The organism is Nocardia takedensis NBRC 100417, assembly GCF_000308695.1.
Taxonomy (GTDB): Bacteria; Actinomycetota; Actinomycetes; order Mycobacteriales; family Mycobacteriaceae; genus Nocardia; species Nocardia takedensis.
Map to the genome: position 1 here is coordinate 17,631 of NZ_BAGG01000019.1, position 20,870 is coordinate 38,500.

General features: G+C 72.4%; 2 protein-coding genes. Both read left to right on the top strand.

What is annotated here, in order from left to right; all coding sequences use genetic code 11:
- The first annotated feature begins 133 nt into the window (after positions 1 to 133).
- A complete protein-coding gene (locus ON30_RS04150; RefSeq protein ID WP_083911129.1) occupies positions 134 to 13,267 on the top strand; it encodes a non-ribosomal peptide synthetase in 13,134 nt (4,377 codons plus the stop codon).
- 270 nt (positions 13,268 to 13,537) lie between these two features.
- Positions 13,538 to 20,827 (top strand): non-ribosomal peptide synthetase, encoded by a 7,290-nt coding sequence (locus tag ON30_RS04155; RefSeq protein ID WP_040704335.1) that lies wholly within the window; start codon positions 13,538 to 13,540, stop codon positions 20,825 to 20,827.
- Positions 20,828 to 20,870: the final 43 nt, after the last annotated feature.

Consider the following 20,870-nt stretch of genomic DNA (forward strand, 5'->3'; position numbering starts at 1 on the left):
TAGGGCGCAACGCCCCGAATACGAATACCTCTTGCTTGTTCGACACCGATGCGCCGAGGCGGATCGGGTTCCGGCCTGGTCGGTGGGTTTTCGGCGCTGGAACGGCTAGACGCGAGAGGAATGCTGTACTCGGATGGATGGGGTGCGTCGGACTGCTCGCGGTAGGAGCAGGCGCAGGGCCGGCGGGCCGCTGTTCGTGGGCCTGCTCACAGCGGCCGTCGAATCGGCGGCCGATTCGCTCGCCGTCGTCGCGCCGGCCACCGACGGGCACCCGCGCCGCGAACTCACCTACACCGACCTCGACGCCCGGTCCTCGCGCCTGGCGCGGGAACTCATCGCGCGCGGCATCGGCCCCGGCGACGTGGTCGCCCTCGGTCTGACCCGCTCGCTGGAATCCGTCCTCGCCGTGTGGGCGGTCGCCAAGACCGGCGCGGCCTACGTCCCCGTCGACCCGACGCTGCCGACCGAACGCCGCGCCTACCTGATCGCCGATTCCGGGGCCGTGCTCGGCCTCACCGTGACCGCGCGCCGGGATCGCTTCGACACCGCGATCGACTGGCTGGAACTCGACGACCCGGCCCAGCGGGCGCGGATCGAGGCGCGGCCCGCCCACCCCGTCTCCTATCTGGACCGGGTGCGCGCGCTGACCGAACACCACGCCGCCTACGTCCTCTACACCTCGGGGTCCACGGGACGCCCCAAGGGCGTGGTGGTCACCCACACCGGTCTGGCCGCCCTGATCGCCGCGACCCGCGAGCGCTACGGGGTGGACGCGGGCGCGCGGGTGCTGCACGTCTGTTCGCCGAGTTTCGACGTGTCGGTGCTGGAACTGCTGCTCGCCTTCGGCGCGGGCGCGACCCTGGTCATCGCGCCGCCGAGCGCCTTCGGCGGACCGGAACTGGCGGCGCTGCTGCGCCACGAGTCGGTCAGCCACCTGGTGATCACGCCGGCGGCGCTGGAATCGGTGGAGCCCGGGGACTTCCCCGCGCTGCGCGGGGTGGTCGTCGCGGGCGACGCGTTCGGCCCGGGTCTGGTGCGGCGCTGGGCGACCGGCGGGCGCGCCTTCCACAACGGCTACGGCCCCACCGAGGCCACCATCCTGGCCACCACCGGCGACCCGTTGCTTCCAGGGGAGCCGATCACCATCGGGTCCGCGCTGCCCGGGGTGGGCGCGGTGGTGCTGGACGCGCGACTGCGCCCGGTGCCCGCCGGGGTGAGCGGCGAACTGTATCTGTCCGGTCCCGCGCTGGCCCGCGGCTATCTCGGCCGCCCCGCCCTCACCGCCGATCGCTTCGTGGCCAACCCGTTCGGCACCGACGCGGGCGCGCGGATGTATCGGACCGGCGATCTGGTGCGCAGGCGCGCGGACGGCGCGCTGGACTATCTGGGCCGCACCGATTTCCAGGTCAAGATCCGCGGTTTCCGCGTCGAGTTGGGCGAGATCGACGCCGCGCTGGGCGCGCACCCCGCGGTCGACTACGCGGTGACGCTCGGTGCGACCGCCCCGTCCGGCGCGACCGTTCTCGTGTCCTATGTGTTGCCGCACAAGGGAATCGCACTCGACACCGCCGAGCTGTCGAGTTCTCTCGCCGACACCCTGCCGGCGCACGCGGTGCCGACCGCGATCCTGGTCCTCGACGCGATCCCGTTGACGCCCAACGGGAAACTGGACCGGCAGAAACTGCCCGCGCCCGTCTTCGAGTCGGCGTCCGCGCACGCGCCGGCCACGGCGGTCGAAACGCAACTGGTCGAACTGTTCGCGCAGGTCCTGGGCGTGCGAGTGGGAACGCGGGATTCGTTCTTCGCCTCGGGCGGCGACAGCATCCTGTCGATCCAACTGGTCTCGCGGGCCCGCGCCGCCGGGCTGAACTTCACCCCGCAGGACGTGTTCGAACAGCGCACGGTCGCCGGACTGGCCCTGGTCGCGACATCCGGCGGCGACGGCGGGCCGACACTGACCGAACTGCCCGGCGGCGGCGTCGGGACGCTGCCCGCGACCCCGGTACTGGCCGCCCACCTGGCCGACGGACGGGTGTTCGGCCGGTTCACCCAGCAGATGGTGCTCGCGCTGCCCGCCGACGCCGAACCCGAGAAGGTGCTGTCCACTCTCGCCGCGGTGCTCGACCATCACGACATGCTGCGCGCGCGGGTGCGTGTCGAGGACGGACGCCACGCGCTCGAGGTGCTGCCCGCGGGCGCGATCGACGTGCGCGACCTGCTGACCCGCGTGGAAATCCCGGCCGGCCTCGACGCCGCCCAACGCGCCGTCTTCGCCGACACCGCGGCCGAATTCGCGATGAACCGCCTCGATCCCACCGTCGCCCGGGTGATCGCCTTCACCTGGCTGGCGCGGCCCGACGGGCCCGACGCGCTGATCGTCGCGGCCAGTCACTACGTCATCGACGGGGTGTCGTGGCGCATCCTGATCGGCGATCTCGTCGCCGCCTGGACGGGACGGGGCACGCTGCCCGCGGTGGGCACCTCGTTCCGGCGATGGGCGCACGGACTTGTCGACGACGCGAGCGCGCGCGTCGCGGAACTGCCCTACTGGCAGGCGATCTCGGCGACACCTGATCCGCTGCTCGGCACGCGCGGCCTCGACCGCGAGGTCGACACCGCCGCCACCGTGCGACGGGTGGCGGTGGGAGTGCCGCCGGAGATCACCTCGGCGGTGCTGACCCGATTGCCCGCCGTCTACCGGGGCGGGGTCAACGACGGACTGCTGGCCGCGCTGGCCATGGCGGTACGCGCGTGGCGGGCCGCGCGCGGCGTCGACGCGCCCGCGACCCTGATCCGCCTGGAAGGTCACGGGCGGGAGGAATCCGCCGTCCCCGGCGCCGACCTGACCCGTACGGTCGGCTGGTTCACCAGCATGTACCCGGTGGCGCTCGACCTGTCCGGCCTCGACGCGCGAGCGGTGTGGCGCGGCGGCGACCCCACCGGCGCACTGCTCAAATCGGTCAAGGAACAGTTGCTCGCGGTGCCGGACCGGGGGATCGGCTACGGCATTCTGCGTCACCTCGGCGCGGACGACGCGCCGGCCGCCCCGCCCCCGCAGATCGGCTTCAACTACCTGGGCCGGGTCTCCGCCGACCTCCCCGACGGGGCGGGCGACCTCGGTTGGCTGCCCACCGACGACTGGGGCGAACCCACCGCCGACCAGGACCGCCTGCTGCCCGCCGCCGCGGTCATCGACATCAACACGATCGTCACCGACAGCGCGACCGGCCCCCGCCTCAGCGCCTCGTTCGCCTACGCGAGCGAGATCCTCGACGCCGCCGCGGTCCGCGAACTGGCCCGGCACTGGGTGGAAGCGCTCGGCGTGCTCGCCGGCCACGCCGACGACCCCCGCGCGGGCGGACTCACCCCCTCGGACGTGCCGCTGGTCGAGGTCGGCCAAACCGAACTGGACGCGTGGTCGCGGACCCACCCGAACGCCTCAGACGTGCTGCCGCTCTCACCGTTGCAGAGCGGCCTGCTGTACCTGACCCAGGTCGCCGCCGACGAACCGGACCCCTACCTGCTCCAACTGGACGTCGAACTGGGCGGAACGGTCGTCGCCGACCGGTTGCGCCGCGCCGCACAGCGCGTCCTCGACCGGCACCCGACGCTGCGGGTCGCCTTCGCCGCCACCGCCGACGGCGATCCGGTGCAAATCGTGACCGAAGGCGCGCGGGTGCCCTGGCGGGTGATCGACCTCCCCGGCGACGCCGCTCCCGCCGACCTGCTCGCCGACGAACAGCGCGACCGCTTCGACCCCGCGCGGGCTCCGCTGCTGCGATTCACCCTGTACCGCACCGCATCCGGGTCCGCCCACCTGATCCTGACCGCCCACCATCTGCTGCTGGACGGCTGGTCCATGCCGCTGCTGATGAAAGACCTGCTCGTCGCCTACGCGGCCGACGACGCGCTCCCGCCCGCGCGGCCGTATCGCGACTACCTGCGCTGGCTCGCGGACTACGACCGCGACGCCGCCCGGACCGCCTGGCGTGCCGCGCTGGCCGGCCTCGCGCCGACCCGACTGGCCGAATTCCACTCCGCGCCAGACTTTCCCGATGCGGGCCACCAGACCTACGCCGCCGACCTGACCGTCGAGCAGACCGGCAGGCTCGTCGAATTCGCCGCCGCGCACGAGATCACGGTCAACACCGCCGTCCAAGCCGCCTGGGGACTCGTGCTCGCCTCCTGCGCGGGCCGCACCGACGTCGCCTTCGGCGCGGTCGTCTCCGGCCGCCCACCGCAACTCGACGGCGTGGACGAGATCGTCGGACTGTTCGCCAACACCGTCGCGGTGCGCGTCGCCGGGACGGCCGAGGACACGGTGGGCGCACTGCTGACCCGCCTCCAGCGCGAACAGGTCGCGCTGCTCGCCCACCACCACATCGGCCTGGCCGACATCCACCGCGCCGCCGGCGTCACCGACCTGTTCGACACCCTGCTCGCCTACGAGAGCTACCCCGTCGACGCCGACGGCCTCCGCGACGCCTACGGCGCCATCGACGGCCTGGAAATCGTCGACCTGCACAGCGTCAACGTCACCCACTATCCCGTCGCCGTCCTCGCCGAACTCGGCGCGAATCTCGACCTGCGCGTCCAGGTCCGCCGCGACCGGATCGCCCCCGACCTGGGGCGCGCCCTGGCCGACCGCCTCCGCACCTTCCTTCTCGCCTTCGCGACCGACCCGAACACCACCGTCGCCCAAATCCTCGCCCGCGCCGACAGTCGCGACGTCATCGCGCGCACCGCCTACTGGCGCGCCACCCTGGCCGGCCTGCCCGAGGAACTGGACCTGCCCCGCGACCGGTCACGGGCCGCCTCGGGTCGGCGCATCGGCGCCGAGCGGGACGCGGGATTCGGGGTGGTCGGGGGTGTACTGGACCCGTCGACGTCCGAGCGGGTCGCGGAGTTGGCGGCGAGTGTGGGCGCCGGCGTGCCGAGTGTTCTGTGCGCGGCGTTCGCGGCGCTGCTGGCGCGGGTTTCGGGGAGTACGGACATCGCCGTCGCGACTCCGTGGACCGCGCCGGAGGACGGCGTGGTGGTGCTGCGCACCGAGATCGCGCCGGACCTCGCATTCGCCGCCGTGCCCGCGCGCGTGGAGGATGCCGCGTCGGCGGCCTTCGCCCACGGCACGATTCCGGCCGGGGTGCACGCCGACGTTCCGGTGCTGTTCCGGGTCGGGTCCGCGCCGCGCCCGGCGGGGCGGTTCCAGTTGGACCTGCGCGTCGCGCCGGGCGGGTCGTTGCCGTCGGACCTCAGGTGGACCACCGACGCTGTTGGGGCAGAGTGCGTAAGCGGCAAGGCAGCGGAAATCGCCTTCGAATTCGGCTATGACGCCGATGTTTTCGCGCGGGAGACCGTCGAGGCGCTCGCCGGGCGGTTCGTTCGGCTGGTGACGGCCGCGGTGGCGGACCCCCGGACATCGGTGGAGGATCTGCCGGTGCTCGCGGAGGGTGAACCGGTGCGGGTGGGTGGGGACGGGGAGTCCGTTCCGGCGGTGACTTTCGCCGATCTGTTGGCGCGGGGGCGGGCGTTGGGGGAGGAGCGGGTCGCGATCCGGCACGGTGGTCGGTCGGTGACCTACGGGGAGTTGTCGGCGGAGACCTCGCGGATCGCGCGGATGTTGGCGGCGCGCGGGATCGGGCCGGAAGACGTTGTGGCGGTGGTGTTGCCGCGTTCGGCGGAGATGGTGGTCGCCGCGGTGGCCGTGGCGGCGACGGGGGCGGCGCATCTGCCGGTGGACCCGAATTATCCGGCGGAGCGGATCCGGCATCTGCTGACGGATTCGGGGGCGGTGGCGACGCTGACCGTCGGCGCGTACGCGGCGGATCTGCCGGTGGGGTCGGAGGTGGTGATCCTCGATGACCCGGCGACGGTGGCCGAGCGGGAGACCTGGTCGTCCGAGCCGCTGACCGACGCCGACCGGGTGCGGCCGTCGGACCCGCGGCATCCTGCGTATCTGATCTACACCTCGGGGTCGACGGGGACGCCGAAGGGGGTCGTGGTGACCCACGCGGGTCTGGCCGGGCTGCTCGCGGAGGCGGTGCGGCGGTACGGGCTGGGGCCGCGGCATCGGATGTTGCACATCTGTTCGCCGAGTTTCGATCCGTCGGTGCTGGAGTGGTTGTGCGCGTTCGGGGTCGGGGCCGGGTTGGTCGTGGTGGATGCCGCGATCGGCGGCGGCGCGGATCTGGCGGAGGTGCTGCGGGCCGAGGCGGTCACGCACGCGATCATCACGCCCGCGGTGCTCGGCACGGTCGATCCGGCGGGGTTGCCCGCGCTGGAGGTGGTGTCGGTCGGCGGTGACGCGACCACGCCGGAACTGTTGGCCGCGTGGCAGCCGGGCCGCCGGTATCTCAACGGCTACGGTCCCACCGAGACGACCATCATCTCGACTTACGCGGAATTGACGGCGGGGCAACCGATCACGATCGGCGCGCCGGTGCGCGGGACGGTGGCGCTGGTGTTGGACGCGCGGTTGCGTCCGGTGCCGCCGGGTGTCGCGGGGGAGTTGTATCTGGCCGGTGACGGACTGGCCCGCGGGTATCGGCACCGCCCGGGGCTGACCGCGCAGCGTTTCGTCGCGGACCCGTCGGGCGCGCCCGGGGCCAGGATGTATCGCACCGGTGACCTGGTGCGCTGGACGCGCACGCGGCACGGGTGGGAACTGGTCTACGTCGGCCGCGGTGACGCGCAGTTGAAGGTGCGCGGGTTCCGGGTGGAGCCGGGGGAGATCGACGCGGTGCTGGTCGCGGACCCCTCGGTGGCGACCGCGGTCACCGTGGGGCGGACGCTGCCGTCGGGTCGACTCGGGCTGGTCTCCTATGTGGTGCCCGCGCCCGGCCACGCACCCGACCCGGTCGGGCTCGCCGACGCGGTGGCCGCCCGCCTGCCCGCGCACATGGTGCCCGCCGCGATCGTGACCCTCGACGCCGTTCCGCTCACGGCCAACGGCAAACTCGACCGCCGCGCCCTGCCCGAACCCGTGTTCGCCGCCGCGCCGGCCGCGCGTGCGCCGCTGGGTCCGGTGGAATCGCGTCTGGCGGACCTGTTCGCGCAGGTCCTGGGCGTGGCGTCGATCGGGGCGCAGGAGTCCTTCTTCGCCGCGGGCGGCGATTCGATCATGTCGATCCAGTTGGTGTCGCGCGCCAAGGCCGCGGGTCTGGTGTTCACGGCGCGCGATGTGTTCGAGCAGCGCACGGTCGCCGCGCTGGCCCGGGTCGCGGGTGTCGCGACGGACGCGCGGGTGACGCTGGCGGAACTGCCCGGCGGCGGTGTCGGCGACCTGCCCGCCACGCCGATCCTGGCCGAATTCCTGGCGGGCGGTTCACGGAACCGGTTCGCGCAGACCATGGTTCTCGCCTTGCCCGCCGATATCGACCGGGACGGACTGCGCGTGACCCTGACCGCCGTGCTGGACCGGCACGACATGTTGCGCGCGCGCGTCGAGGCGACCGGTGTGGAGGTGCTCGCGCCGGGAAGTGTCGCACCGCCGATCGCGGAAGTCGACGCGGGCGCGGCCACCGGGGCCGCGCTCACCGAGATCGTCTCCGCCGCCATGGATTCGGCGTTGTCGGCGCTGGAACCGGCACGCGCGGCGCTGTTCTCGACCGCGTGGGTGCGTCGCGCGGACGCGGTCGACCTGCTGGCCGTCGCCGCCCACCACTACGCGATCGACGGCGTGTCCTGGCGCATCCTGATTCCCGACCTGGTCGCGGCCTGGGCGCAGTACTCGGCGGGCGAGCCGATCCGCCTGCCGGAGGTGGGCACCTCGTTCCGCCGCTGGGCGCACGGCCTGGCCGCCGCCGACCGGACCGCGGAACTCGATCACTGGCGCGCGGTGCTGGCGACTCCCGATCCGCTGTTGGGCGCGCGCCCCCGTGACACCGCCGTGGACACCGAACGCACCGGTCGGACGGTCACCGTGCGGGTTGCGCCGCAGGTCAGCGCGGCTGTTCTCACCGCGCTGCCGACCCGCTATCGCGGCGGCGTCAACGACGGTCTGCTGACGGCGCTCGCGCTGGCGGTGCGGGATTGGCGCGCCGAACGCGGTGTGCGCGCGCCGATCACCCGCGTGCGCCTGGAGGGCCACGGTCGCGAGGAGGACGCGGTCCCCGGCGCGGATCTGACCCGCACCCTCGGGTGGTTCACCAGCGTCCATCCGGTCGCCCTCGACCTGACCGGTCTGCCCGCGGGCGGCGGGGCCGCGACCCTGGCGGCGGCCGTGCGGGCGGTCAAGGAACAGGTGCTCGCGGCGCCGGATCACGGGATCGGCTTCGGTGTGCTGCGCCACCTCGACCCCGCCGCGGCGGGCGAGTTGACCGGGGACCTCGCGCAGATCGGCTTCAACTACCTCGGACGCGCCGCCCTGGGCGAGACGGCGGGCCTGAGTTGGCTGCCGACCGGCGAGGCGGGCGACCTCGACGTCGAATTCGATCCGGCGATGCCGTTGCCCGCGGTGCTCGACATCAACGCCATCGCCGTCGACACCCCGGACGGTCCGCGCCTGGAAGCGAATTTCCGCTACGCGAGCGAGATCCTGACCGAGGACGCCGTGCGGGAGTTGACCGACCGGTGGACCGCCGCGCTGGGCGATCTGGCCGCGCACCTCGACGACCCCGCCGCGGGCGGCCTCACCCCCTCCGACGTGCCGTTGGTGCGGGTCACCCAGGCCGACCTGGACGGGTGGCGGGCGCGTCGCCCCGGCTTGTCCGAGGTCCTGCCGCTCGCGCCGTTGCAGGCGTCGCTGCGGGTGCTCATCGACCTGCTCGACAGCAGCGCCGAGTCCTATGTCATCCAGTTGCGGGCGCGCCTGTCCGGCACATTGGACACCGAGCGGATGCGGCGCTGCGCGCAGGTCATCCTCGAGCGGCACGCCAATCTGCGGGCCGCCTTCCTCACCGTCGCGGACGGCAGCGCGGTGCAGGTGATCACCGACGACGTCCAGGTCCCGTGGCATCAGGTGGACGCGGTGACCGAGGCGGAACTGCCGGGCCTGTTCGCGGCGGACATGCGCCGCGGTTTCGATCCGACGGTCGCGCCGCTGCTGCGATTCACCCTGTACCGCACGGGTTCCGGGGTCGATCACCTGGTGCTGACCGGTCACCACATCCTGCTCGACGGCTGGTCGATGCCGCTGTTGATGAAGGAATTGCTGGTCCTGTACGCGACGGGGGCCGACGCCGCCGCGCTGCCCCCGGTTCGCCCCTACCGCGATTATCTGCGCTGGCTGGCCCGTCAGGACCGGCCCGCCGCCGAACGCGCCTGGACGGCGCTGCTCGCGGGCGCTCGCCCGACCCGGATCGCGCCGGAACTGACCTGGCCGCCCGCGCACGGTTCCGGGTTCGCGATCACCGAATTCTGTTTGACCGCACCGCAGACCGCCGCGCTGACCGCGTTCGCGGCGGCGGCCGAGGTGACCGCGAACACGGTGCTCCAGACCGCGTGGGGTCTGACCTTGGCCGCGACCACCGGGCGCGCGGACGTGCTCTTCGGCGCGACGATCTCCGGTCGCCCCGCCGAACTCGACGGCATCGGCGAGATGATCGGCCTGTTCGTGGACGCCGTCCCGGTGCGGGTGCGTCTGGCGGGCGAGGTGTCCGCGCGGACCGTGCTCGAGCGGGTGCAGGCCGAGCAGATCGCCCTGCTCGACCACCACCACCTCGGTCTCGGCGCGATCCAGCGGGCCGCGGGCCGCGGCGAACTGTTCGACTCGATGCTGGTCTTCGAGTCCTATCCGGTGGATTCGGACGGGCTGCGGCGGGCGAGCGGCGCGCTGGACGGCCTGCGCGTCGAGGACGTGACCGGTTCCGATTTCACGCACTACCCGGTCACTGTGCTGGTCTTCCTCGAGGCCGAACTGTTGGTGAAGGTGGAGTATCAGCGGGATCTGATCGCCGAGGACACCGCTCGCGCGCTGGCCGAGCGGTTGCGCGCGGCGCTGCTCGCGGTGATCGCCGCCCCGGATCGGCCCGCCGCCGACATCGCCGGGCGGATCGCGGAATCCGCCGATTCGCCTGCCGTCTCGCGGTATTGGCGCACGGAGTTGGCCGACCTGTCCGCGCTCCCCGCGCGTGGTCCGCGCGACCGCGCCTTGGGGCGAGTCGAATTCGAGATCCCGGCGGTGAGCTGGGAGGATCTGGAACTGGTCGCGGATTCGGCGGGGATGTGCCGTGCCACGGTGGTGCGCACGACGCTCGCGGTCCTGGTGGCCCGGTTGTGGGGGATGGATTCCGTCGCGATCGGCGTCGGGGCTCCCGGCGGACATCGCCCCGACACCGTGTTGGTGACCCGGGTGGACCGCGACGCCCGCTTCCGCGATCTGGCGGCCGAGGCGTCGCGTCGGGAGGAGATCGCCGCCGCGTACGCGGGCATCACCCTGGAAGAACTGTCGGATCTGCTCGGCGACCGGGACACGCCGCCGTTCCAGGTCGCGCTGTTGGATCAGACGCCCGCGCGCCCGGCCGGCGAGTTGACCGTGGTCCTCGACGCCGACGACGAATCCGGGCGCTGCGAGATCCTGTTCACCCGGGCGCTGTTCGACCGCGACGCGGCCGAGGAGTTCGCGGCCCGGTTCACGCGGTTGCTGGTCGCGGTCGCGCGCACGCCCGAAACCCGGGTCGCCGCACTGCCCTTGCTTTCGCCCGAGGAACACCGGGAGTTGATCGCGCGCGGCGGCGGCAAGCCCGTCACGGTCGCCACCCTGCCCGAACTGCTGTGTCGCGGCGTCGAATTCGGCCGTGACCGGATCGCGGTCCGCGACGGCGGCCTGACCTACACCTACGGCGACCTCGACGCCGACTCCGGACGGCTGGCGCGGGTGCTCATCGACCGCGGCGTCGGCCCGGAAACCGTGGTGGCGCTGGCCCTTCGGCGTTCCTATTCGCTCGTCGCGGCGCTGTGGGCGGTCGCCAAGGCGGGCGGCGCGTACCTGCCCGTCGACCCGAACCTGCCGCCGGACCGCATCGCCTACATGATGGCCGATTCCGGTGCGGCACTCGGCATCACAGCGGGTGATCCACCGGCCGGCGAGCTGCCGTGGCTGGTCCTCGACGACCCGGCGCTGACCGTCGAATGCGCGACCCACCGCGCCGGTCCGGTCACCGACGCCGAGCGCCGCGCGCCGCTGCGCCTGTCGCATCCGGCCTACGTCATCTACACCTCCGGTTCCACGGGCAGGCCGAAGGGCGTCGTGGTCACCCACGCCGGCCTCGGCGGACTGGTCGGCCACGTGGTCGACCTGCTCGACCTGCGGCCCGAACACCGCATGCTGCACGTGTGCTCGCCGAGTTTCGATCAGTCGGTCGAGGAGCTGACCTCGGCCTTCCACGCCGGGGCGACCGTGGTGATCGCCCCGCCCGATCTTCTGGGCGGCGCGGAACTGCACCGCTTGCTGCGCGCCGAGCGGGTCACCCACACGATCATCACGCCGTCGCAGTTGGCGACCGTCGACCCGACCGGACTGGACGAACTGCTCGTGGTCTCGGCCGGCGGCGAGGCCACCACGCCCGAACTGCTGGCCGCCTGGCAACCCGGACGACGTTTCGTCAACGGATACGGACCGACCGAGGTCACCATCGGCGCGACGTACACCGCGCTGCGCGCGGGTGAAGCGGTACGGATCGGCGCGCCCGTGCCCGGCGTGTGGGCGGCGGTCCTGGACGACCGCCTGCACCCGGTGCCCGCGGGCGCGGTCGGGGAGTTGTACCTGGGCGGCGCGGCGCTGGCGCGCGGCTACCACCGCAGGCCCGCGACCACCGCCGAACGGTTCGTCGCCCATCCGTGGGGCGCGCCGGGCGAGCGGATGTACCGGACCGGCGATCTGGTGCGCTGGGCGCGCGTGGGCGCGTCCTGGGAGCTGGAGTACCTGGGCCGCGCGGACTTCCAGGTCAAGATCCGCGGGTTCCGCGTGGAACTCGGCGAGATCGACGCCGCGTTGACCGCGCAGCCCGCCGTGGACTCGGCGGTCACGGTCGGGCACGAGACCGCCGCGGGCGCGACCATCCTGGTCTCCTACGTGACGGGCGCGGTGACCGACACCGGCCCGATCCTGGAGCGAGTGGCCGAGATCCTGCCCGCGCACATGGTGCCCGCCGTACTGGTGACGCTGCCGGAACTCCCGTTGACCCCCGTCGGCAAACTCGACCGCGCCGCGCTGCCCGCCCCCGACCTCACCGCCCGCCGCTACCGGGAACCGTCGGGTCCGCTGGAACGTCGGGTGGCCGAGGTCTTCGCGGACGTGCTGGGGCTGGACCGGGTCGGCGCGGACGACGACTTCTTCGCGCGCGGCGGCAACTCGCTGCTGGCCACGGCGGTGAGCGCGCGGCTGTCCACGACGACCCCGGTGCCGGTGCGATTGCTGTTCACCGCGCCGACCCCGGCCCGGCTGGCTGTCGAGTTGGCCGCCCTGCACAGCACGGGCGCCGGCTCGGAGGCCGCCTACGAGATGCTGCTGCCGCTGCGCGCGACCGGTTCGGCCGCACCCCTGTTCTGCGTGCATCCGGTCGGCGGGATCGCCTGGTCCTTCGCGGGCCTGGCGGCCCACCTCGACCCGGAGCGCCCGATCTACGGACTCCAGTCGCCCGCGCTGGGGTCGGAGGACCCGCTGCCGGAGTCGATCCAGGAGTGGGCCGACCGCTACGTGGAACAAATCCGGTCCGTCCGGCCGCACGGCCCCTACCACCTGCTCGGCTGGTCGCTGGGCGGTGTGCTCGCGCACGCCGTCGCGGTGCGCTTGCAGGAGGCGGGGGAGTCGGTGGCCCTGCTGGCCATGCTGGACAGCCGGTTGACCCGCCCGCTCGGCTCGGACCGGGCGCATCCCGTGGCGGAGGTCGGCGGGCACGCGCGCACCGCGGTCGCGACCCGGGCGATCCCCGCCGCGATGGTCACCGAACTGCTCGGCGGCCTGCTCGGCGATCGCGCGGGGGACTTCGCCCTGGACGGCGACCTGGAACTGTCGGAGCTGGCCTCGACCCTGGCGGGCCTGCCCGAACCGTTCGCCTCCTTCGGCGCGCGCCGCATCGAGCGGGTGGTGGAGGCCGCGATCGAGTCGGTCGCCTTGGACGCCGACTACCGGGCCCGGCCCTTCGACGGCGACGTGGTGTTCTTCACCGCCGCCGAGGACGACCCCACCGGGTGGTCGAACGCGGCGACCTGGACCGAGGCGGTGTCGGGGTCCGTGCACAACCACCAGGTGCCCGTCACCCACTGGCGGATGACCGGTGACGCGGCACTGCGCCGGATCGCCGAAGTGCTGGGGTACTGGCTGTGACGGGCCTCACTCACGGGCGACTCGAGGCGGCGTGCGGCCACGATCCGACGACGACCGCGCCGTGTCGCGGGCGCGTCGGTGCAACACCGCGACGCCGCGCGCCGATGCATCTTCAGTGCGTGCGCGGGGTCCGCGTCCGCCCGGTCTGCGAGACCGAGCGGCCCGATATGATTGCTCCGACCGCACTGGCCCAGGAACAGCATCCCCGGGGTGGGGCCGAGTAGAGGACGGCCGTGCGGCCGAGTTAGCGCGAGAGGTGATCACACCCTGATGGAAACTGCCCGTCGTTCTGGTCGTTCCGGTCGTCGCCGCAGGTCGGCTGCCCCAACCTTCGGCCAGCTGCTCACCGCGGCGGTCGAGTCGGCGGCCGAATCGATCGCCGTGCAGGGTGTCGACGCCGCGCTGACCTACCGTCAGCTGGACGCGGAGTCCTCGCGCCTGGCCCGCGAACTGATCGAGCACGGTGTCGGCCCCGGTGACGTCGTCGCCATCGCGATCGCGCGCAGCGTCGAATCGGTGCTGTCGGTGTGGGCGATCGCCAAGACCGGCGCCGCCTACGTCCCGATCGATCCGACCTATCCCGCCGAGCGCATCGCGCACATGCTCACCGACTCGGGCGCGCGGTTCGGGTTGACCGCCTCGGCGGATCGTTCGGTGCTCGGCACCGGCGTGTACTGGATCGAACTCAACGATCCGGTGGTCGCCGACCGCATCGCCAACCGGCCCGAACACCCGGTCTCCTACACCGACCGGGTGCGGCCGCTGGACGAACGTCACCCCGCGTACGTGATCTACACCTCGGGCTCGACCGGCAAGCCCAAGGGCGTCGTGGTCACCCATTCGGGTCTGGCCACCCTGGTCGCCACCGAACGCGAGCGCTACGGGATCACCCCGGAATCCCGGGTGCTGCACATCTGTTCACCGAACTTCGACGTCTCGGTGCTGGAGTTGATGGTCACCTTCTCCACCGGCGCGACGCTGGTGGTGGCCCCGCCCACCGTCTTCGGCGGACTCGAGCTCTCGGAACTGATGCGCCGCGAGCGGGTCACCAACATGGTGATCACCCCGGCCGCACTGGAATCGGTGGATTCCGCCGACCTGCCCGACCTGGCGTCGGTGGCCGTGGTCGGCGACCGGTTCGGCCCGGAACTGGTCGCGCGCTGGGACGACGGCGCCCGCCGCTTCTACAACGTCTACGGCCCCACCGAGGTCACCATCCTGGCCACCGGTTCCGCGCCGCTGCGCAAGGGCGACCTGGTGACCATCGGCACCGCCATCCCCGGCATCGGCACCTACATCCTCGACGCGCAGTTGCGGCCGGTCCCGGCGGGCGTCACGGGTGAGCTGTACCTGTCCGGCGCCGCGGTCACCCAGGGATATCTGAACCGTCCCGCGCTGACCTCGGATCGGTTCGTGGCCAATCCGTTCGGGCAACCCGGTGAACGGATGTACCGCACCGGCGACCTGGTGCGCCGGGTCGAGGACGGCGGCGCGATCGAATGCCTGGGCCGGGTGGACTTCCAGGTCAAGGTCCGCGGGTTCCGCGTCGAACTCGGGGAGATCGACAACGCGCTGACCGCCCACCCGTCCGTCGATTTCGCCGCGACGCTGGGCAAGTCGCTGCCGTCCGGGCAGACCGCGCTGGTCTCCTACGTGCTGCCGCAGCGCGGCCACACCGTCGATGTCGCGGAGCTGGCCGCGGCCATCGGGGAATCGTTGCCCGCGTACATGATTCCCGCCTCGATCATCGTGCTCGACGAGATCCCGCTGACCCCGGTGGGCAAACTCGACCGCAAGGCGCTGCCCGAACCGGTCTTCGCCACGCGGGAATTCCGCGCGCCGTCCACACCCACCGAACAGGTCGTCGCCGAGGTCTTCGGCGCGCTGCTGTTCGGCGAGGGAGAGGGCGCCGTCGGCGCGGACGACGACTTCTTCGAACTCGGCGGCAATTCGCTGCTGGCCGCGCAGGCGAGCGCCCGCATCGGGTCGGCGCTGGATGTGCGCCTGCCGGTGCAGGTGATGTTCGAGGCGACCACCGTCGCCGCGCTGGCCGAACGCATCGAGCAGCAGGCGGGCACCCCCGCCGGGCGCGCGCTGCATCCGGTGGCGCGCCCCGAGCACATCCCGCTGTCCTACGCCCAGCAGCGCATGTGGTTCCTGAACCGCTTCGATCCCGACAGCGCCGTGAACAACATCCCGGTGGCCGTGCGCCTTTCGGGCCGGCTCGATCTCGCCGCGCTGCGAGCGGCCGTCACCGACCTGGTGGGTCGGCACGAGGTGCTGCGCACGGTCTATCCCGAGGTCGACGGCGTCGGCGTGCAAGAGGTGCTCGCGGTCGAAGATCCCGCCGCCGCACCCGAACTGCCGGTGGTGGAGGCCACCGAGGACCGGGTGCCCGCACTCGTCGCGGAAACCGTGCTCGGCGGTTTCGACGTGACCGCCACACCGCCGTTCCGGCTGCGCCTGATCCGGGTCGCGCCCGAGGAGCACGTGCTGGTCAGCGTGGTCCATCACATCGCGGGCGACGGGTTCTCCATGGGCCCGCTGACCCGGGATCTGATGACCGCCTACGCGGCGCGCGCGCAGGATGCCGCGCCGGGGTGGTCCGACCTCGAGGTGCAGTACGCCGACTACGCGATCTGGCAGCGCGAGACCTTGGGCGTGGAAGAGGACCCCGAATCGCTGCTGCGCGCCCAGATCGACTACTGGCGCGCGGAACTGGCGGGTCTGCCCGAACAACTGGACCTGCCCGCCGACCGGCCGCGTCCGGCGGTGGCGTCCAATCACGGTGCGACACTGCGCGCGAGCGTGGACGCCGACCTGCACGCCGCGCTGCGCGAGATCGGCGCGCGGCACAACGCGACGCTGTTCATGGTCGTGCACGCGGCCCTCGCGGTCCTGCTGGCCCGGCTCTCGGGCACCCGCGACATCGCGATCGGCACGCCGGTCGCGGGCCGCGGCGAAGCCGCCCTCGACGATCTGGTCGGCATGTTCGTCAACACGTTGGTGCTGCGCACCGACGTGGACCCCGGCGCGGGCTTCGGCGATCTGCTCGGTCGGGTGCGCGCGAGCGACGTGAACGCCTTCGGCCACGCCGACGTCCCCTTCGAGCGCTTGGTCGAACTGCTCGACCCGGCGCGCTCGCAGGCGCGGCATCCGCTGTTCCAGGTGCTGCTGGTGTTGCAGAACCTGGCCCCCACGGCCTTGACGCTGCCGGGACTGACCGCTTCCGCGGTCGAGATGTCCGTGCCGCTGGCCAAATTCGATCTGCAACTCGAGGTCGTCGAGGCCACCGGCCCCGACGGTGGTCCGGGTGGCCTGTCGCTGGCCTTCACCTACGCCACCGACCTGTTCGACGAGTCCACCGTGCGCGCCCTGTCCGACCGGTTCGCGCTGGTGCTCGCGGCGATCGCGGGCGACCGGCCGGTCGCCGTCGGTGACATCGCGCTGCTCGACGAGCGCGAACTGCACCGCGCGCTGCGCGACTGGAACAACACCGCCGCGTCGGTCGACAGCACCGGCACCCTGGTCGGCGACTTCGACACGCGGGCGGCCCTGACCCCCGATCTCGTCGCGGTCCGCGACCCGGAGACCGGCGAAACCCTCACCTACGCCGAATTCGCGGGGCGGGTGCACCGACTCGGCCGCTACCTGGTCAACGCCGGTGTCCGGCCGGAGTCGCTGGTCGGGATCGGCATCCGCCGCTCGGTGGACCTCGTGGTCGCCCTGTACGCGGTGCAGGCCGCGGGCGGCGCGTACGTGCCGCTGGATCTCGACCAACCCGTCGAGCGCATCGGGTACGTGCTGGAGACGGCCGCGCCGATCCTGGTGTTGACCACCACGCGGGACGGATTCGTCCGTGACGGTTTCGATTCCGTGCCGATCGACGAACTGGACCTGTCGCGCTACTCGGACGCGCCGATGACCAACCGGGACCGGCGGGCGCCGCTGCGTCCATCGAATACGGCCTACGTCATCTTCACGTCGGGGTCGACGGGACGGCCGAAGGGCGTGGCGGTTTCGCACGCCGCGATCGTGAACCGTCTGGCGTGGATGCAGTCGGCGTACCGACTGTCCGAATCCGATGTGGTCCTCCAGAAGACGCCGGCGACCTTCGACGTGTCGGTGTGGGAGTTCTTCTGGCCGTTGCGGACCGGTGCGCGTCTGGTGGTGGCCAAGCCCGATGGTCATCGTGACCCGGGCTATCTGGTCGATGTGATCCTCGACGAGGGTGTGACCACCGCGCATTTCGTTCCCTCGATGCTGTCGGTGTTCGTGGCCGAGGAGCGGTCGGGCGAGTGCACCACGCTGCGGAACGTGTTCGCCTCCGGTGAGGCGCTACCCGCGGCCACCGCGCAACGGCTGCGTCAGGCGACCGGTGCGTCGCTTCACAACTTGTACGGTCCGACCGAGGCCGCTGTCGACGTCACCTATCACGAGGTGACCGATTCGGACACGGCGTCGGTGCCGATCGGTGCTCCGGTCTTCAACACCCGTGTCTACGTGTTGGATTCGCGTCTGCATCCGGTTCCGGTGGGTGTGGCGGGTGAGCTCTATCTCGCGGGCGTGCAGTTGGCGCGCGGGTATGTGGCGCGTCCGGATCTGACCGCGGATCGTTTCGTGGCGAATCCGTTCGATCCCGCGGGTGGCCGGATGTACCGCACGGGTGACTTGGTGACCTGGACGGCCGACGGTGAGTTGGAGTACCTGGGCCGCACCGACTTCCAGGTGAAGTTGCGTGGTCTGCGTATCGAACTCGGTGAGATCGAGTCGGCGTTGACCGGTGTGGACGCGGTCGCGCAGGCCGTGGTGCTGGTCCGCTCGGACGATCGTCTGGGCGATCAACTCGTCGCCTACGTGATTCCCGCGCCCGGCCGCGAATTCGACGTGGACGCCGTCAGGACCGCGCTGGCGGGCACACTTCCGGCCTACATGGTCCCCAACGCGTTCGTGACGTTGGACGCCTTCCCGCTCAACGCCTCCGGCAAGCTCGACCGCAAGGCGCTGCCCGCCCCGGTGTTCGAGGTCAAGGCGTTCCGCGCGCCCTCCACACCGACCGAGGAGACCGTGGCGGGCGTGTTCGCCGAGGTCCTCGGTGTGGCCCAGGTCGGCCTGGACGACGACTTCTTCGAGTTGGGCGGCAACTCGCTGATCGCGACGCAGGTCGTGGCCCGACTCGGCGCGGCGCTGGACACCCGCATCTCGGTCCGCACGCTGTTCGAGGCGCCGACCGTGGGCGCGCTCGCGACGCGGGTCGAGGCCGACGCGGGCGCGAACGGACCCCGGGTCCCCCTGACGCGGGTGCGGCGTCCCGACCGGGTGCCGCTGTCGCTGGTGCAGCAGCGCATGTGGGTGCTCAACCGGCTCGACCCCGGTTCGACCGCCTACAACATCCCGCTGGTCATCGGCTTGACGGGCGCCCTCGACGTCTCGGCGCTGCGCTACGCGGTGGCCGATGTGCTCGAACGCCACGAAGCGCTGCGCACCCGCTACCCGGCCGACGGCGCGGGCGGCGACCCCTACCAGCAGATCCTGACGGTGGCCGAGGCGCTGCCGGGCGGACTCGCGCTCGAGTCCACCGACGACCCCATCGCGCGGGTCCGCGAACTGATGTCGGACGGTTTCGACGTCACCACGCGCGCGCCGCTGCGCGCCGTGCTGCTCGCGGTCACCGGCACGGCGGCCGAACCCGGCGAGGCGCATCTGCTCGTCGTCGTGGTGCACCACATCGCGGGCGACGGCGTCTCGATGGCCCCGTTGGCCCGTGACCTGGCCACCGCCTACGTCGCCCGGGTGGAGGGACGTTCGCCCGCCTGGTCACCGCTGGAGGTGCAGTACGCCGATTTCGCGCTGTGGCAGCGCGCCACGATCGGCACGGAGTCCGACGAGACCTCGGTCGCCGCGAAGCAGTTGGCCTACTGGCGTACCCACCTGGCGGGTCTGTCCGGCGAAGCCGGTCTGCCGCTGGACCGCCCGCGTCCGCCCGTGCCGTCGATGCGCGGCGCGACCACGACCTTCACCCTGCCCGTCGAGATCCACGAGGCGCTGGGCGGCATCGCGCGCGAACACAACGCGACCCTGTTCATGGTCGTGCACGCCGCGCTCGCTGTGCTGCTGGCGCGGCTGTCGAACAGCGCCGACGTCGCCGTGGGCACGGCGGTCGCGGGTCGCGGCGAACGCGCCCTGGACGATCTGGTCGGCATGTTCGTCAACACGCTGACGCTGCGCACCCCGGTCGACTCCGGCGCGAGTTTCGCCGAGTTGGTCGAGACGGCCCGGGAAACCGACCTGGCGGCCTTCGGGCACGCCGACGTGCCGTTCGAGCGGGTGGTGGAGGAGGTCGGCGCGGTCCGCACCGACGGCCAGAACCCGCTGTTCCAGGTGGTCCTCGCGTTCGAGAACACCGAACGTCCCACCTTGGAGTTGCCGGGCCTGACGATCGCGGGTCTGGACGCGGGCGTGGTCGCGGCCAAATTCGACCTCCAGGTCTCGGTCGATCCGCGGCGCGCGGCCGAGGGCGGGCCAGGTGAGTTGGCGGTCACCTTCAACTACGCGACCGACCTGTTCGACGAGTCGACGGCCACGTCGTTCGCGCGGCGCTTCGCCCGCATCCTGACCGCCGCGGCCGACGATCCGACCGTTGTGGTGGGCGATATCGACATCCTCGACGCCGAGGAGCGCGATCGGGTGCTGGTCGGCTCGGCCGAACCGCTCGCGGGCGACCTGGGACGCGGTGCGGCGGGTGCGGCGTTGAGCCAGGCGTTCGCCGCCTCGGTCGAGGACGATCCGGACGCGCCCGCGGTGGCCTACGGCGCGCGCGAGATCTCCTATCGCGATCTGGACGCCGCGTCCTCGCGGCTGGCCCGGGTGCTGATCGGACTGGGCTGCGGTCCCGGCGAGGGCGTGTCGGAACGTCTGGACGGGGGCGTGGATTCGGTGATCGCCCGCTGGGCCGTGCTCAAAGCCGGTGCGGCGCTGGTCGCTCCCGGCGTGGACGCGGCGGTCACCATCGGCGTGCGCGCCGACGCGCCCGCCGTGCGCGGGAATTGGCTGGCGGTGGACGATCCCGAGGTGGGTGCGCTGATCGCGGCCCAGTCGGCGCGTCCGGTGACCTACGCCAACCGCGTGCGCACCCTGCGCGGCGCCGATCCGGCCGTGATCGGACCGGACGGCCACTCCGTCAGTTACGACGAGGTGGCCGCCGCCGCCGAACGGTTGGCGGCCCGCGCGGAGATCACCTTCGAGTCGCGGCTCTACGGCCAGGTGCACGACGCCGTGGCGGCCGAACTGACGCTGACGGTCGTCGCGGGCGTGCAGGGCGCGACCTTGGTGGTCGGCGCGGGCGAACTCACCACGCTGCTCGCCGAGGAGTGGGTCAGTCACGTGCTGCTCGACGAACGCGCGGCGGGCGCGTTGGACTCCGGCGACCTCGCGGATCTGAAAGTCGTGGTGTTCGAGGGCGATCCGGAGCATGCCCCTACATTTGGGGGCAGCGTCGCTGTGGTCGTATTGTGTGAGTTGTTCAGCCGTGCGCCACTGCCCGACAAGCTGACCCGTTGATGGGCGGCCGGAGGCAGCGGATCGCGGCTCGATGAGCTGCCAG